Consider the following 16,225-nt stretch of genomic DNA (forward strand, 5'->3'; position numbering starts at 1 on the left):
GCTCAATGTAGATTGAAATAAGATAAATCACAGGTCATAAATGTGTAGTTGGCGTTGTTCACATCTTAACGCGGCTAGCTTTTTAAGGAGACAATTTTGGATAAACTGTTATTGGTAATTGATGTACAAGAAGATTTTTTTCGTACAGGCAGGCTAGCCGAAAAACGAGTTCAATTTACTCTGGCTTTGAATGAATTACTCACTCAATTTCGAGATAAAAACCAAAATATTATCTGGGTACGTCAGGTCTTTAAAGACGACTTGTCAGATAGTTACCTGACGTTACGCCAATCTAAACAAAAATGGACTATCGAGGGTACTGTCGGCTGTGAAGTCCTGAATGAGCTGGTGCAAAAGCCAAACGAGCCAGAGATCATTAAGAAAAGATACAGCGCATTTTTTAACACAGAGCTTGAAGAAATCTTAAACGCAATTGCGCCAAGTGAAATCATAATCGCTGGTGTAAATACTCATGCGTGTGTGAGAGTGACGGCTATTGATGCGTACCAACGTGATTACCAGTTAGTTTTGGCTAAAGAGTGTATAGACTCCTATGACCAAGGGTGTCATGACGAGTCTTTTGGCTATATGGTCAATAGTGGTATCGGTGTTCCTCTGAGCAATGCTCAAATTATCGAGAAACTGAAAAGCTAACAAGGCGCTCAAGAGTGATTCCAAACTCACAATACGGCAAGCGCTTGTCACACCTAAATGCTGCGTTATCTTTAACTCAGTTAATACGTTTCATGATGCTTAGTATGGCAAAGCTATGTCAACGTAATTCCACCATCGACTACAAGTGTATGACCTACAATGTAATTGGCTTTATCAGATACCAAGAACTCTATGGCATCGACGATTTCTTTTGGCTCTGCAAAACGTTTTAATGGAATTACTTTTGCTACATCGCTATGAATTGTTGGCTTATTTATTGCCCGTTCATCCCAGCGTGGTGTCCAAGTTGCGCCAGGTGCTACAGCATTGACCCTTATTCCTTTTTCAATGGCTTCGAGAGCAACTGAACGAGTTAGGCCTTCTATAGCGTGTTTACACGCACTGTACATCGATGCATTCGGTGTTGCTCGTAATCCATTGATGGAGCTGATATTGACTACTACTCCACCTTTTTCCATTAAACAAAGTTCATGTTTTAAACAAATAACATGTGACCAAAAATCTTGCATTAAAGTATGATGCAGCGCAGAGGTATCGACTGATTCAAAATTACCGTTTGATTCTGTTTTAGGTGATGCGTTATTTACAGCAACATCTAATTTACCGTATTTCTGAGAAATATTAGAGAATAAGCTTTGTAACTGATCTTCTTGGGATATATCTACTTCATAGTAATCCACTGACTTGAGTAAGGGGTCGTTAGATACTTGGGTTAACCACACTGGTGAGTTTCTTGAGCACGTGACAACATGAAAACCAGATTCGACAAATCGCCTAACGGTCTCTAGTCCAATACCTTTACTGCCACCAGTAATTAAAGCTACTTTCAAAATTAACTCCTTTCTCAAAATTTCTTTGTTCTACTATTGCAGGGATCGTGCAAGATTCAACATCTCTATTTTATATTTAGTATTGGATGTTATTAGTTGATGCTCCATCAACATACCAATTTGCACCGGAAACAAAACTAGCCGCCGGACTAGAGATAAAGGTGACTACTTTTGCTATTTCATCAGGATTAGCTAACCGGCCCATTGGATTTCGATCCAATACTTGTTGGAATAACTTCGGGTTGTCATTTTTACATTTTCCCCATAATCCATTCTTAATAAAAGTATCTCCAGGTGATACTGTATTTACCCGCAAACCTGGGGCGTAGGTAAGGGACAATGATTTCATATAATGAGCGAGAGCAGCTTTTCCTGCGCCGTACGCATTGGCATTATTTACGGTTGTGCTGCTTGCTTTAGAACCGATATACGTCAGAGCTGCAATCGGTGATTGAACTAATTTGGGAAGTACTAAGTCAATACATTGTTGAGTTGCCCAAATATCGGTTTGTAGTACATCAGACCATTTATCAGATAGTGCGCTAACATTTGGAATAAAAATATCAATACTAGGGATGAGGTTTATCCATTTGGAGAAGTTGTCCAGATCGTTAACATCGACAGATTGGCCATGAACTTGTGCTTTTAAATTGTTTAAATATCCATATGCTCTATCAATTCGAAGTTGAGATCGTCCGCAAAACCAAACTTTGGCACCTTCTAATGCAAAGGCTTTTACGATTTCTGAGCCAATCCCAGATGACCCTCCAGTCACGACGACATGTTTATCTTTTAAACCTAAATCCATAATGTACTCCTTAATATTCGTTTAATCCTAATGTATTTGGTCAGTGAGACTTTACTGTCTAGTTGTTTAATATTTCACCATTTGAATTGATATATTTAATGAAGCCATGGTTTTGAGAAATAAAATATTGTTCGTTTGACGTGGTAACAACTCCATTATCATTAAACGTTTCAATACGTTGTATATGACATATATTATCTTCTAGTAAATTAGAAGTAAGAGTAACTTCGTAATCACCAGATAATGTGGTGTTTTTATCTATCGCAACCGATTTAAAGCTTTCTGATAACCCACATTTATTCATGATAAAAGGAGCTAAATTGCCATTGAACAACAAATCTAAATTTTCTATTGAGCGTTCGGAAGTATAAAAAAAACCGTTAGGCGCCAAGGTCAATCTAGATGATTTATTGATCTCTATTGCGGTATTTGCATCAATATATTTAGATTTGAACTCTGTATATTCATCAAAAACGTTAACTTCAAATATAATCCCTTTTTCACTATTTGCAGATAAAACAGAAATGCCCTTCATTGAATCAAGTAAAACGAAGTTTTTATTATTTGGCGCGCTACAACTTGTTTGATTCTCGATGGTCTGACAACTCGTATTCTCCGGGAAGTCTATGACGGAAGTGTTAATAATATCTGGCTATAAGTAATCAGTTTCACTGCCGTCACAGCCTGAAAGTGAAAAAGAAAGAATGAAAATTAATGATGCTAATTTGTTCATTGTTAACCCTTAAGCAGTGGTGCTATGTGAAGTTAATATGTTTATAAGTCCGGTAGTAATGGAGTGGTAATCAAGCTTGGCATTTACATCAAGTATCAAATAACGGACCTTGATTGTCACTAAATAAAACAGAAGGATCTAATTGTGATACTTTAAGTGTATAAAATGGATACTGAGTAGCTTAATGGACGAACTAAACCATGTGATTTGTGAGATGCTGAAGCGACAGCTGAAGAAGTCAGGCATTGCGTATAAAGAGGTAGCTACACAGCTAGAAGTATCTGAAGTGAGTATTAAGCGGCTCTTGAACGGTCACCAATCCCTGTCGCTTTCAAGAGTTAGAGAGATCTCGCAGTTACTTCAAATACCACTATCAAGTATTATTGCTGAGGCTGAAGAGTCGATGGCTGTGGTTTCTATATTTACGAAAGAGCAAGATCATTCGTTTTATGAAATGCCTGAGCTTTATACTATTTTTCATGAAATTGTTAATAAAAATGCAGGTTCAAAGCAGTTAATGGAACTATTTGGTCTGAATGAGCCATCAATGTATCTATACATCCGAGAGTTAGAAAAGCTTGGTTTGATTTCTATATTATTTGGTTTGGCTTTTAAACTTTCAGTACCCAAGAATATTGCTTTTTCTGATTCGGCAAAGTTTCCAATTTTATTTAAAAATAAGGTAATTGAAAACTTGCAGAAACAAGTACAAAAAATTGACTCTAATAATAAAAATGCTTACTTAATAATAAGTCAATTGAGGTTAACCGAAGATGAATTTAGGCAATATAATCTGAAGTTGGAAGAAGTGATGCTCGATGCACTGAAGTTAAGCCAAACGAGGGGGGCATCATCAATCAATACAAATGAGTATACGATTGTTGATATGGGTGCTAGAGGAATACATCATCCAGAATTAAAAGTGCCTGTTAACATTATATAATCATTCATTCAAAGAGTTAGAGCCAAGTTTAGTACAGTCATTCTTTGTAAACGTGGGGATAAATTTAATACCTACGAGCACAGTATATTAACGTTTATTAAGTCCTAGTTCTGTTCATCCCAAACGAGCGTTAAAATTTCGCGTGGTTGGATATGGGCAGGGCTAGACAAACTCTTTGAAACAACGGGTATCTGTAGCCATCTTAACGTTATCGGTGCCCTGAATTTACCGGGCATTGTCTACTGTTGTGATTCAAATTTTTGTTGCACATTTAGCGGTATTTCAATATTGAACTAAATCACTGGCACTTAGTTTACGTAACGTCAGCGCCAGTGATTTTTATAACATTAGATTTAGGGTTCTTAGGCTTTGGGAGTAATTAGTCACCTTCTCGATAACGCTGTTCCATCTCGTCTTGTGCTTCAAATTCATCGTAAATAACGGGAGTAACCTCGTCAGTACTGAATTTCAAGGTGGCTGGTACAGAATAGTTGGGTACATTGTCGTAGCTAAATACAGAATAATATTTGGGAATATTCGTATTGCCAAAACGGTCTAACGTATATCCGTCTTTACCCGCATACAACTTTACGCCATCAAAGGGAGAACGGGGTGGGTGGAAGCTATTTCGCACCACATACGTGCCTACCCAGTCTTCACTATCAGGGTTATCCCAGGTTAACCTAACCAAACCGTCTTCTAATGAGGCTTGAAAGTTTTCAGGAGAATCCATTGGCTGTTTGTGTCGCTCAATATATTCCACAACCAGTTGTGGGTAAACGGTGGTCTCATCAGCAGAGAGTGTTTTCCATTGCACAATAGCGTCTTGTTGACGAGAGGCTGAGGTTGCTCGAATGATTAAATTGATGGGTTTCCCTGAATCATGCAGATCTTCTAAATGCTGACGAGCTGAACTATCAAACATAAAGGTTTGTTTTGGTGTTTTAACCAGTTCGTGACTACTGACTTCGTAGCCAAGAAATTCGATTAATTCGCTGCACTTTATGCTGTTGTAGCTGAGCTTGTCATTATCAACCATCCCAACGGTAAATCGTATTGGCTGTGAAATACCGTTTGTAGCTTCGCTCTCTAATACAAAATACGCATCAGTGATTACAATATCTGTACGTTCTGATAGCTGTGGTAGCATGAATTCTACATGACCAAATATTCGCTGACCATCGGCATCAAAACCACTTTGTAACTCTCCTTGAGTAACCCTTATATGGCTTACGGTGTGGCACACAGTGGCATTACAGGTTAATGCATTAGGGCGGCGGTGATAGATAAGATCGAGGTTTGGTCGATAATGAATACCACCGCCAAAACGACCATAGCCGATATCGAATTGCATCATTTGCGAATCGTGGCCTTGCGGTAAGTTATCTGGGCCTTGTAACCGTAATAACAAACGTCCTTTTTCTAACTGATCTTGAATCAGTTGTTTTTCTAGGGCACTGAAACGCCAATTTTTCCAGATGCCTTGGGTGAGCTGATCTGAATCAATTGCATCGCCTAATGTTTGTAATGCTACTGCGTTATGGATTTGTTCGAAATCAGTTATGTCAGAAATATCATCAGGATCTAGAATGGATACCGACCATTCGCCATAATTCTCTATTTTGGCGCCAACTCGATTCATCGGGTACAAAGAGAACGCGGCGTCTTTGATCTGTGCATCGGTAGGGATCCGGCTCATATCATAGTCAATAACACCGTAGCAGATCCCCTTGGTTTTATTTACGCCTATAAACAAGGAGTTATTACCAAAGTGCTCTGCATTTTGTGTGGCAAGAAACTCTCCGGTGTAGCCTATTTTTTCGGGCGTTGGGAATAAGGTGAATGAAAACTCATCTTTTTCAAGGTTCGTTTTTATTTTTACTTCAGGCGCAAACGGTGATTTTACCCGGTTGACGCGGTTAACTTTTCGTAAGTTGTAATAGTAACGATGCCCAGATTTAAGTTGCTTATCGGTATATTCACTTTGTGATGTAATGGCTATAAGGTTGTCACGTGTGCAGGGGTCTTTGGGGGCTTCATTACGGTAAACCTGGTAATAACAGCCGTCATCTTCAGGGTTATGATCCCAGACAAGCTCTGCATGGTTAGCTGATATGTCACGCACCGTGAAATTTTCTGGGCGTTTAGGTGCTAAATCTGAATAGTTTATGGCAGTACCAAGTGCATACAGTAATGCCGGAATATTTTCATCAACACTTTGTGACATATTGATCAGGTAATCGGGAATATTTCGACTGCCTACCTCGACGACGGTTGATAAAATTCCTCGATCATAATAGTACTCACGGCCACTACCATGGATCAGGTTTGCTGGTGGCTTTCCTCGGTGAATACCATACTGACGGCGAGTCACTTTATGTATTTCTTTCGCCATATTGGCGCACAAAATATTAAGATCCGTACCTTCAATTTCGGCTTCATGGTTAAATTTATGAGCAGGGAAAAATACATTGCCCTGAGAGTGATAATCAAGTGCAATTTTTATATTGTTATGTAGCTCGACAAACTGCTTAATCGCTTGCGTCTCTGGTTCGGAAAATGCGGCTGGTCCTCCGTAAATATTCGACTGGGTGTTTGTCGATTGACGGAAGTTAATACCGAAATTACGATTTAGATCGACCCCAAAGGTTCCATCACCATTATCACGTCGGTTCTTGCGCCAAAACGAAAAGTGATTACGGGAATACTCGAAACCATCTGGGTTCAGGCAAGGTACGATATATAAGGTGTTGCGCGTCAGGGCTTCAACAACCTCGGGATTACTCGGGTAGTTATCCAATAAATATTGAATAAAATTAACTGCTAGCTCGATACCTATCCATTCTCTGGCATGTATCGTACCTGTATACAATAAGGCTGGTTTAAGATCGGCATAGGCTACATCTTGGGATATAGTCACCATCATAATAGGGCGCCCTTCATGGGTGTCACCTATATTCTGTAGCCGGATCAAATCAGGATATTTTGCCATCGCTTCTGTTAAGAAGTCGATAGTATCTTGGTAAGAAAGATATCGTTTTTTCATTCTTAATCCCTAACATACGCGTGCCAGTCGGCAAGGATTGTTTTCAGCTTTTTCTGCTTTAAATTTCGAAACGTTGTGAGTTGCTGTGGGGCATTGTTTAAAGCGTGTAACGTGCCTTCTACACTAAGCGTATCAACAATCTCGTTGGCTAGTGTTTGCCCAATTCCTTTTACGCCCAAGAAGAATGTTACTAATTGGTCGTGAGTGATTGAAGGTATTTCCTTTACAGAAGAGTCGTCTATATCAGAACCCGCTACATTAGAGCAATCAATATCAGGGCTACTTATGTTATCAGGATGTAAGCAGGCTTGCTGTGCCGAGACATTAACAACACTATGTTCCTCAATACCACTATCCATTTCTTCAATAGTACAATCTAATACAGGTTCAGTGCTTAATTGTTCTAAAACACCGCTCGATGTTTTAGATTCAATGACCAGACTGTTGTGCATATCTTGAAAGTTCCATGCTTCGCTTGGCCACTCTTCAATTGGCTGATAGTGCGTTTGCAATAGACGGTAGTGCTCATCTGTTGGCGCATACTCGCCAGTATCTGTCGAGAAATCTGGCTGACCAAATGTAATGTGACGCATTGTTCGCAATAATGATGAGTCAATTTTTCCTAGCTCTTCCCAGTTTTTATGAACAATATGAGGCTTGGTGAATTTTTGAGGGTTTAATAACCACATTAAATATTGGCCAATCCAGTCTCGAATATAGGGAAAAGCAGCGAAAGCTGTCGCGCATTCCAAAATGGTATATTCATCTTCTGTACTGACGGCAATATCACAAGCCCAGTATTCAGCATTGGCCGCTTTCGATGCCTTTATTGCTATTTCAAGTACTTCTTCAGGGATATCTTGATAGTCCATGCTACCTCCCTGACTGGTGTTGGTAAGCCATTCACCTTCAGGAGGACGGCGCCAAAATGCGCACATTGGTTGGTGTCCGACTAGCATTACTCGAATATCGGCTTTCATCGGAACAAAGTCTTGAATATAAGCAGGGTAATATCGCTTTTCTGAAAATAGTCGTAACGCTTCTTCGGCTGTATCTACTTTATGGACAAAATAACCGCCATAGTTGGATGGACCATAAGAACGTTTAACAATTTTTGGATAATCAGTATGTGTTAGGTATTCCAAGGCTTCATCTACTTGATAAAAAATCTTAGTAAGCGGAACGGGCAACTGATATTTTTCACAAAAGTGTGTGACGTTTTCTTTTGATTTATTACTGAACTGAGTATCAAGAGAAGGGATAAACCGAACATTAGGTAATTCACGGGCGATAGCGCGGAATGTTTCGTATGCCGTTGCCGGAATATTGCCAATTAATACCTCAATTTTTTTGCGCTTCACTTCATTGATAAAACGCTGTTTATCATTGCCCCAGTGATACACCACTTGTTCAATTTTTTCTGGCCAGCCTTTAAAGTTAGAACAATTGAAAAAACGTAATACATGGTCAAGGTACAGTAAGCCAATTTTAGGGCAGCTTTTAGTACTGCTTGTAATATTGGAAGTATTTACAGAAATCATACGGAAGGTACCTCAGTGTGGAGGGATGGATTCATTACAGGCTCATGAAAGGAGAGGGCAATATCAGGAGAAATAGTCGTTGGCTGATTGCTTTTGTTTACTGTTCGGTCGATGAGATCAACCAAATATTTAATCTTAGTATCATTAAAGTTAAGTCCGAACTTTTCTTGTTCTGGGGTAGCAAAAGCAGGAATGCCATTGACTTCAATGACCACATATTGCTGGTGCTCAATGTCATAAATAATGTCGACTCCAGCCACTTCTAGTCCTGTCACTTTCGCGGCTTTTAATGCCAGTTCAACCACCTCTGGTACAGGTTCACGCATTATCACGCTGCCACCGCTGGTCACGTTGGTTTTCCAACTACCGGGTGCGGCTTTTCGGCCATAACAGGCAACAAATTTGTTATCCACGATATCTACTCGGTAATCGGTAAAATCGTTTTCTATCACGCGCTCTAAATAGAATTGCGGTGCATGCTGCTGGGTAATATAGGGTGTTAGCAGGTCAAGGTCGCGTTCGTGTTCTAATTTAATAATGCCGTTGCCTCCCCAGCCGTCAACAGGCTTACAAATGGCTTTTCCTTGCCAAAAACGCATGTGTTCTTTGAGCTGTTCAATATTGTTCTTACTACAAACAATATAATCGGTGGTTGGGATATTATTTTTCTTGAGTCGGTGTGCAGTGCGGAACTTATCTTCCGTCAGAGCGAATGAATCATAGTTATTGATCATTGGCATCATGGTGTTGAGGGTCTGATACAGATAGACCTGAAACGGTGATTGTTGCCCAGCGTTGTACGAAAAGAATAAATCGAGCTCATCCAGCATATGACCATTACAGAAAATACTGCTGTCGTAAGCAGAAGCGTGCGCTAAGTTTAGACCGCCAATTGCTTCAATTTCTCTTTCTTGTAGCTGAGCAACGATTTTTCGCTCAATGTCTTGTCCTCCACAGTTTTCATACATCCACAAACCGATTCGATGTTTTGCCATGAGTATCTCCTTAATCACGAGCAGATCAAAAATATGCCGTTCAGGCATTGTCAGTAAAACTGACACAATAGTAATATATGTTCACATCATATTGTTGCATATTGATTGTAACAGTGAGCTAAGTTGAAAATTCTAATTAACGATGGCAGCGAATTACTAAAGCTGTGCAAGGAATCAAATTATGGACTGCATTGATTTCACTGATTTGAAAGAAATTGTTGAAATAAACTCTTGGACAAGCAACAAAAGTGGCGTTGATTGTCACGGTGAAAAGATGAAAGCGTGGATGAAAATGCTTGGCTTTGAATGTGAAGTCTTTGAGCGAAAAGAGGTTGGGAACCATTTGTTATTTTGTAGCCCAACAGAAAAAGACCAACCTCGACTGCTTCTTATGGGGCATTTAGATACGGTATTCCCACCAGGGATATTTGAAGGATTTAAGGAAGATGAACACTGGATCTATGGCCCTGGAACCTGCGATATGAAAGGCGGCAATTTTGTTGCACTCAGTGCGTTACGTAATATAAAAAGAGAGTGTGGTGAAATCCGTAATATCGACTTTTTAATGGTCAGTGATGAAGAAACGGGTAGTGATGATAGCAAGCTTATTACTCGCCAGTTAGCCAAAAACTATCAAGCGTGTTTAGATTTTGAAGCGGCAGGGGCAGATCATGAAGTGGTGAATGGGCGTAAAGGTGTTGCGACTTATTGCATTGAGCTTCAAGGTGTCGCGGCTCATGCTGGTAATAACTACCTTCAAGGACGAGATGCTAACCTTGCCGCAGCAAAACTGCTCATTTTATTGACTGAGCTGAGTAATATTTCTGAAGGCACCACAGTTAATGTAGGAAAAATAAGTGGAGGAATTAGCACGAATACAATTTCCCCCAAGGCCACGTTAATGGTGGAAGCTAGATTTACCCAAGAGATTGAGCAACAACGAGTGTTAAGTGCTATTCCTTTCATGGTTGAAAATCATGGGATAGAAGGGGTGACAGCCAACCTGAGTGGTGGTTTGCAACGTGATGTTATGACTCCTTCGCCTGAACAGCAGCAACTTCTTGACCTATTAGGGAAAATTGTTGGTTACCCTTTAAAAACTGAACAACGAGGCGGGGTGAGTGATGCCAATGTCACCTCTGGGGCAGGTTTACCTACTCTTGATGGTTTTGGCCCTTATGGTGATGGCGATCATACTGAATTCGAACGGGCATCAAAAAGTAGTTTTATCAGAAGGATCACTGAAGTAACCGCTATCCTTCGGCATTTTAATCAAGGTAGTTAGTCCGCAGTTACCAGCCTTATAAATGAGGCTGGTTATCCCTTCTGAGCTTCTTTTTATTATCTACTTAATCTATATCGCCATTGATATGCGGATTGTTTTTAATGAGGTTTTTGAATTGCTCTAACAGTGCAATACTTTGTTTATTTTGTAATCCATCTTTATGTAGGTATGCTCCAATAGTCGCCTTACTAAAACATTCTTGCATTTGAAGCGGCACAATATCAAAGGTACTAAAGTAAGATCTCATTCCTATTGGGTAAGGTAAAATTGCATCGCTGTTTTGTAATAAATCAATTGCGGTTAATAGTGAGTTGGTATTATAGATAACCTTTTCTTGCAAATAGTGACGTTTTTGAAAAGACGTTAATTCTTCGTTTTGCTGTTGAACTAAATGTGAAAAACGTTTTTTAGACGCGCCTAAATCGACAGAAGGAAAGCGTGCGATATCTTCATTACTGCAAGTGATCTCAAGTAGAGGATGACCTTTTCTGACATAGACTTCTTCGCAACTGCTAAATAGAGGATGAAACTGTATGCCTTCGTATTGCGCGAGTCCGAGTATCTCATGCCCAACAAAGATGCTAATTTCATCACTTAATAATAAATTCATCAGCTGTAAGTGATTGCCAACATCGATTGATATATTGCTGTGAGGGTAGGTATCTCGAAAGTCTTGAACGCTGTCTCGAATAAACAGGTGCCACCAAGCATCACCACAGCCAATTTTAAGTTCAGTCTGATGCCTCAGTTTATTTTTTTCTAATTTGTTGAGGGTATTTTCGTACAGGTTTTGCATCATTTTCGCTTGTTCATAAAGCAGTTCACCGCTTGATGTAAGCGTGATCCCTTTGGAATGACGATTAAACAGTTTACTGCCAAGTTTCTCTTCTAACTTCTGCATGTTATGGCTTAACGTCGGTTGACTTAAGCAGAGGTTGTTAGCGGCTTGGGTGACGTTCTGAGTCTTAGCTACTTGAATGAATTGGATCATTAACTTAAACATAATAGCTCTTTGCTTTTACAGAAAGAGCTATTTTATGACTCTTATTTGTATATATCTATCTATCTTGATACATAGCGAAGCCAAATAGTGCCAATGTTAGTGTTTTTGTTAACTGGTAAGACGTTTCGTGATAAATATCAATGACATTATGGTCAGAAAGTAAACGAGGAAGCTACACTTCAACGGGATTCTCGCTGTTATTAGCAACGTAACCTTTTGCGGTGCGAATTCATAAGTGAAGCGTCTCTTCGTAATATTTCAAGTTTCGATAGCTGATTTCTAGCTTTTAATTTCGTTATAAACGAGTAAGAGTTTTTGCACTTCACCTTGTGTATACGCGAGATCTTGGCTTTCTTCGTATCCCCAAAGTGGGGTGATTTCAAAGGCGTCTTTGGTTGGCATTACTTTAATTGCCACAATACGTTCTTGTTCGTTATCTGAGATAAAAAAGAGATACGGCTGAGGCTGTTTAAGCAGTGCGTTGTATTGCGATGGTGTGGTGTAGACAGCATTCACCGCCTTTACGTCTTTAGAACCATAAAAGCGTTGAGCTTCGGCTAATACAGGCATCGCCATCTCTTGCAGTTGCTCATAACTGCTTTCTACATGAAATGCTCCACAATCATTTGGGATCTGATCACGCAGTGTGTTGTATTCGGTATGGATGGTTTCTAATGGAAGCGTTAAATAGCTTCTCTCAAAACGTTCAGCCAAGAGAAATAGCTCATCATTATTGACGCATTGCTTAAAGTTACTTTGTTGCTCAGTAAACGTTGAATACTCAAAAGATGGCTTGGGAAGGGTGCTGTACGCAATAATAAATCCAGTGATGAAAATGACGACAGCGACGGCAATATGAAACATATAGTCGTGAATGCGTTGAAGTTGGCCGCGAAAAATCAAAGTGTGACTCCTTTCCATTAACTGTCTGGAATAGATTGTGCTCTTCATTGCCCTCTTAGCGTAAGAGGGCAATGAAGTATCTTATTAAGGTATGTTTATAATGTGATTATTTTTTGAACTCAGCTGATTTTATTGAATACTTGATCGATTCTTCGGTTTTGGTATCAAAAAAATGCAGTTTGGTATTGTCGATAACTAAGGTGATCTTTTCATCAATCGCCACATCGGGTTCGCCAGTACCTAATGTGCCTACAAATAGGTTCATTGGTGCGGCATTGAAGAACACATTGATAGCATCGCCTAAATATTCACTGTTCATGGCTGTGGTTTCAAAGCAGCAATCAGGGAAAGCCTCGCGATATTTTTTGCCAGAACGAATCGCACTAGAACGTGCACCTAAAGTGATGGATTTACCATTGTAACCGGCGTTATTTAGGATTTGTTGGTCACTCTCATTTAAGGTAATTGTGAAAGACTGACAAGTGAATTGACCGCCTTCGTATGTCCCTTCTATCAGGTTCATTGATGGCATACCCATAAAAGTGGCAACAAAACAGTTTTTAGGATTGGTAAATAATTCTTTTGGTGACCCTATTTGCTGTACTTCACCCATCGACATCAATACGATGCGATCTGCCATAGTCATCGCTTCGACTTGGTCGTGCGTTACGTAAATGGTAATCGCACCTTTGTCTTTGTGCATACGAGATATTTCAGTACGAGTAGTGGTACGTAATTTCGCATCCAAGTTACTTAATGGTTCATCCATCAAATACAATTTTGGCGTACGAACCATTGCACGGCCTAATGCCACACGTTGACGCTGCCCACCAGAGAGTTCTTTCGGTTTACGCTCAAGGTATTCGGTTAAGAAGAGATCTTCAGAGATATTATCAACCGACGCTTTAATCTCATTGCCAGGATAACTACGTAGCTTTAATCCGTAACCGATGTTGTCGCGTACCGACATATGTGGGTAAAGGGCGTAGCTTTGGAATACCATTGCAATGTCGCGGTCTTTTGAACTGACGTCATTCACGACTTCGCCATCAATGAGGAACTCACCATCGGTAATGTCTTCTAACCCGGCAATCATGCGCAAAGTGGTGGATTTGCCACAACCGGATGGGCCGACAAGGACAATAAATTCACCTTCTTCAATGTCTAAATTGAAATCACGTACCGAGCACGTATCTGAATTTGGGTATTTTTTATTGATGTTTCTTAATGAAATCTTGCTCATTAGCCTTTTACTCCACCAGACGTTAAGCCGCCCACGATATAATCTTGAAATTTATAGAACACAATAACAGGTGGAATTGCTGCTAAGACCGCTCCTGCTGCGAATACGTTATAGCTAGACTCTTTGATGTTGTTGATGAGTCCCATTAGGCCTACAGCCAGTGTTTTTGCTTCTGAATTCATGCTGGCTATAAGGAATTTTGGCATGATGATGTCGCCAATAGGGCCTAAGAAACAGAAGATGGCGATAACCATGATCATCGGCTTAACCAGTGGCAGTAATATCTCTTTAAAGATCTGCATTTGGGTTGCACCATCAATTTTTGCTGACTCGTCTAACGCACGAGGGATCGAATCGTAATACCCCTTCATTAAAATCGTATTCATTGTGATGCCACCGGTGGTGTAGATGAGGATCATAAAGATATACGTATAAAGCGTGGCATTTGAAGAGCTGTAAATACCGATAGAATTTGCAATCGCGTACAGGGCAATTAAGCCACTGCCAGAGGGAATAATCTGAATGATTAATAGCGATATCAACGCACTTTTTCGTGATTGATAACGATAACGGGAATAAACAAAGCCAGAAATCGTAACAATAAAGGTAGAGAGCACCATGGTGATAACCGACACAAGGAAGGTATTTCGATACCAACTTAAATAAGGCGTTTCAGTAAAAAGTTGAATAAAGTTTTCAGTTAAACTGAAATTCTCTGGGAAAAATGAGGTTGAATACAGTGAATTACTCACATTAAACGCGCTCATAAGAGTGACCAGTATCGGATAAACAATCACGATCACCATTGAAATAAGAAACGCGTAATTAAAAATCAGTCCTATATTTTTGGTGATGAAATGACGATTTAGGCGTTTCGCTTTGACTGGGCGATCTAAACGGATAGCGTTGTCCATTACATAACCTCCTCATTTTTAAAGGCACCGGCTTTCAACCATGAATACAAGACAACCGCACCGACAACGGTACTGGTGATTAAGGTATACACCGCGGCTTCGTTGTATTTGGCATCCATCATTAAGCGGAAACCAAGGGATGAAATGGTATCGAGTGGTTTATAAATCGACCCCACGGTTTGTACTGTTGCTTCACCCAACATATAAACGATGGTGACGTTATTAAAGTTGAAGGTAAATTGAGTAATAAACACAGGAGCAACACTGATTAATATTAAGGGCAAAGTGATGTCGAAGAAGTTTGTCCATGCATTACCGCCATCAATAGCACTGGCTTCATAAAGGTCGTCTGGAATGGTTTGTAGTACGCCAGTCACTAAGATAAAGACGTAAGGAAATCCAAGCCATGCTTGTATTAAAATGATCGTTATCTTGGCGTAATCGGCATTAAGGAAGAAGCCAATTGCGGTACTGACATCGTATTCATTACCCGTGAAAAATGGGATAACCATGGTGTTCATTCCGCCAATTTTCGAGAAGAAAAGTTGGAAAACTAAAATGGTTAAGAAAGCAGGAACAGCCCAAGGCAAGATGTACACGGTACGGAAGAACTTCTTTCCTCTGATGTGTTTATTGTTGGCTACAACCGCCAGCACAGTGCCTAAAACAATGGTCAGTGCTGAAGCACAAAATGTCCATGTTAACGTCCAAGTGAGTGTTTCTTGAAATGCAGCTGCGGTGCGTTCGTTGGTAAATAAACGTTCGAAGTTGGTAAAGCCTTTCCATTCAATAAGGAATGCTGGCGGAAGTACAGGGCGTTTGTAGTTAGTAAATGCAACGATAATAGAGACAATTGCAGGTAAAAGGGCAAAAATAAACAATAAAATAAATTTTGGTGCCGTGATTAGGTTTGGAACGATTTCGTGTGATAGGCCACAAACTTTCTCGGTAAACGTAATGGCAAAACCAGTTTCTTCTATTTGGCGCTTTACATCTTTAGCATCACGAGCGAACGCGTAGTGAAGGGCTAGAAAAACCAGAATCATCATGGCGCCAACGGTTGAACCGACCATGATCAGAAAAGAATCATCAACAAAACGCTCAGCACCAATGGTGATTTTTCCATTAGGTTGCTCGACAGCTAATAAGCGGAAGTTCGGAAGGGTGAATTGAATAAATACCAATATCTCTAAAGCCAGTATCGAAAATCCAAATAGGGCTTCTCGCATTCGACGGAGTAGGAGATGTCCACTGCCGGGAATAACTATAGAGAGCCAGAATACAAATTGTTGACTCATGTAAATAA

Annotated in this window: 14 protein-coding genes and 1 pseudogene; 4 read left to right on the plus strand and 11 right to left on the minus strand. The window is 40.0% G+C overall.

Going from position 1 to position 16,225, the window contains the following annotated elements; translation table 11 throughout:
- The first annotated feature begins 96 nt into the window (after positions 1-96).
- Positions 97-654: a cysteine hydrolase family protein gene (locus C9J48_RS26870; RefSeq protein ID WP_006229470.1), complete on the plus strand. Its 558-nt coding sequence runs from the start codon at positions 97-99 to the stop codon at positions 652-654.
- Between the two features lie 113 nt (positions 655-767).
- Here C9J48_RS26870 and C9J48_RS26875 read toward each other — a convergent pair whose 3' ends face one another.
- The 3 genes from C9J48_RS26875 to C9J48_RS26885 all read right to left on the minus strand — a co-directional run bounded on the left by C9J48_RS26875 (position 768) and on the right by C9J48_RS26885 (position 2,848).
- On the minus strand, positions 768-1,505 hold the full coding sequence (locus C9J48_RS26875; RefSeq protein WP_006229469.1) for an SDR family NAD(P)-dependent oxidoreductase: 738 nt from the start codon (positions 1,503-1,505) through the stop codon (positions 768-770).
- A 76-nt stretch (positions 1,506-1,581) separates the two neighbouring features.
- Complete coding sequence (locus C9J48_RS26880; protein WP_006229468.1) at positions 1,582-2,313, minus strand: SDR family NAD(P)-dependent oxidoreductase; 732 nt, start codon at positions 2,311-2,313, stop codon at positions 1,582-1,584.
- A gap of 58 nt (positions 2,314-2,371) precedes the next feature.
- Entirely contained in the window at positions 2,372-2,848 is a 477-nt protein-coding gene (locus tag C9J48_RS26885; protein WP_006229467.1) for a hypothetical protein, read from the minus strand.
- Between the two features lie 382 nt (positions 2,849-3,230).
- On the opposite strand from C9J48_RS26885, the gene C9J48_RS26890 reads away from it, so the two are divergent.
- Both C9J48_RS26890 and C9J48_RS28450 read left to right on the plus strand, forming a co-directional pair.
- On the plus strand, positions 3,231-3,989 hold the full coding sequence (locus tag C9J48_RS26890) for a helix-turn-helix domain-containing protein (RefSeq protein WP_006229466.1): 759 nt from the start codon (positions 3,231-3,233) through the stop codon (positions 3,987-3,989).
- A gap of 126 nt (positions 3,990-4,115) precedes the next feature.
- Positions 4,116-4,226: pseudogene (locus C9J48_RS28450) on the plus strand (IS630 family transposase); the annotation flags it as partial.
- 142 nt (positions 4,227-4,368) lie between these two features.
- Here C9J48_RS28450 and C9J48_RS26895 read toward each other — a convergent pair.
- Genes C9J48_RS26895 through C9J48_RS26905 form a run of 3 tightly spaced genes read right to left on the minus strand, consistent with a single transcriptional unit; the run spans position 4,369 to position 9,571 of the window.
- A complete protein-coding gene (locus tag C9J48_RS26895) occupies positions 4,369-7,035 on the minus strand; it encodes a M14 family zinc carboxypeptidase (protein ID WP_006229465.1) in 2,667 nt (888 codons plus the stop codon).
- Between the two features lie 2 nt (positions 7,036-7,037).
- Positions 7,038-8,576 carry an ATP-grasp domain-containing protein gene (locus tag C9J48_RS26900; RefSeq protein WP_006229464.1) on the minus strand — a complete coding sequence of 513 codons (1,539 nt, stop codon included), beginning with the start codon at positions 8,574-8,576 and terminating at the stop codon, positions 7,038-7,040.
- Positions 8,573-9,571, minus strand: a complete 999-nt coding sequence (locus C9J48_RS26905) for an ATP-grasp domain-containing protein (protein ID WP_006229463.1) — start codon at positions 9,569-9,571, stop codon at positions 8,573-8,575. Before C9J48_RS26905 ends, C9J48_RS26900 begins: the two co-directional genes overlap by 4 nt.
- Positions 9,572-9,752: 181 nt before the next feature.
- Between C9J48_RS26905 and C9J48_RS26910 the strand changes: the two genes are divergently transcribed.
- Entirely contained in the window at positions 9,753-10,856 is a 1,104-nt protein-coding gene (locus C9J48_RS26910) for a M20 family metallopeptidase (RefSeq protein WP_006229462.1), read from the plus strand.
- 64 nt (positions 10,857-10,920) lie between these two features.
- Here the strand turns inward: C9J48_RS26910 and C9J48_RS26915 are convergent, their stop codons facing one another.
- From C9J48_RS26915 to C9J48_RS26935, 5 genes are all read right to left on the minus strand, one after another.
- Positions 10,921-11,859 (minus strand): LysR family transcriptional regulator, encoded by a 939-nt coding sequence (locus C9J48_RS26915; protein ID WP_006229461.1) that lies wholly within the window; start codon positions 11,857-11,859, stop codon positions 10,921-10,923.
- A 279-nt stretch (positions 11,860-12,138) separates the two neighbouring features.
- Complete coding sequence (locus C9J48_RS26920) at positions 12,139-12,762, minus strand: hypothetical protein (RefSeq protein ID WP_006229460.1); 624 nt, start codon at positions 12,760-12,762, stop codon at positions 12,139-12,141.
- A 106-nt stretch (positions 12,763-12,868) separates the two neighbouring features.
- Positions 12,869-14,005, minus strand: coding sequence for an ABC transporter ATP-binding protein (locus tag C9J48_RS26925; protein WP_006229459.1), 1,137 nt, complete (start codon positions 14,003-14,005; stop codon positions 12,869-12,871).
- Positions 14,005-14,919: a sugar ABC transporter permease gene (locus C9J48_RS26930; RefSeq protein ID WP_006229458.1), complete on the minus strand. Its 915-nt coding sequence runs from the start codon at positions 14,917-14,919 to the stop codon at positions 14,005-14,007. Before C9J48_RS26930 ends, C9J48_RS26925 begins: the two co-directional genes overlap by 1 nt.
- Positions 14,919-16,217 (minus strand): ABC transporter permease subunit, encoded by a 1,299-nt coding sequence (locus tag C9J48_RS26935; RefSeq protein ID WP_036802644.1) that lies wholly within the window; start codon positions 16,215-16,217, stop codon positions 14,919-14,921. Before C9J48_RS26935 ends, C9J48_RS26930 begins: the two co-directional genes overlap by 1 nt.
- Between the last annotated feature and the right edge of the window lie 8 nt (positions 16,218-16,225).

This window comes from Photobacterium profundum, assembly GCF_003026285.1.
GTDB lineage: Bacteria > Pseudomonadota > Gammaproteobacteria > Enterobacterales > Vibrionaceae > Photobacterium > Photobacterium profundum.

Excerpts from the sequence above, each read along its gene's own strand:
- C9J48_RS26880 (WP_006229468.1), bottom strand. The coding sequence starts at position 2,313 with ATGGATTTAGGTTTAAAAGATAAACATGTCGTCGTGACTGGAGGGTCA.
- C9J48_RS26885 (WP_006229467.1), bottom strand. The coding sequence starts at position 2,848 with ATGAAGGGCATTTCTGTTTTATCTGCAAATAGTGAAAAAGGGATTATA.
- C9J48_RS26890 (WP_006229466.1), top strand. The coding sequence starts at position 3,231 with ATGGACGAACTAAACCATGTGATTTGTGAGATGCTGAAGCGACAGCTG.
- C9J48_RS26895 (WP_006229465.1), bottom strand. The coding sequence starts at position 7,035 with ATGAAAAAACGATATCTTTCTTACCAAGATACTATCGACTTCTTAACA.
- C9J48_RS26900 (WP_006229464.1), bottom strand. The coding sequence starts at position 8,576 with ATGATTTCTGTAAATACTTCCAATATTACAAGCAGTACTAAAAGCTGC.
- C9J48_RS26905 (WP_006229463.1), bottom strand. The coding sequence starts at position 9,571 with ATGGCAAAACATCGAATCGGTTTGTGGATGTATGAAAACTGTGGAGGA.
- C9J48_RS26910 (WP_006229462.1), top strand. The coding sequence starts at position 9,753 with ATGGACTGCATTGATTTCACTGATTTGAAAGAAATTGTTGAAATAAAC.
- C9J48_RS26915 (WP_006229461.1), bottom strand. The coding sequence starts at position 11,859 with ATGTTTAAGTTAATGATCCAATTCATTCAAGTAGCTAAGACTCAGAAC.
- C9J48_RS26925 (WP_006229459.1), bottom strand. The coding sequence starts at position 14,005 with ATGAGCAAGATTTCATTAAGAAACATCAATAAAAAATACCCAAATTCA.
- C9J48_RS26930 (WP_006229458.1), bottom strand. The coding sequence starts at position 14,919 with ATGGACAACGCTATCCGTTTAGATCGCCCAGTCAAAGCGAAACGCCTA.
- C9J48_RS26935 (WP_036802644.1), bottom strand. The coding sequence starts at position 16,217 with ATGAGTCAACAATTTGTATTCTGGCTCTCTATAGTTATTCCCGGCAGT.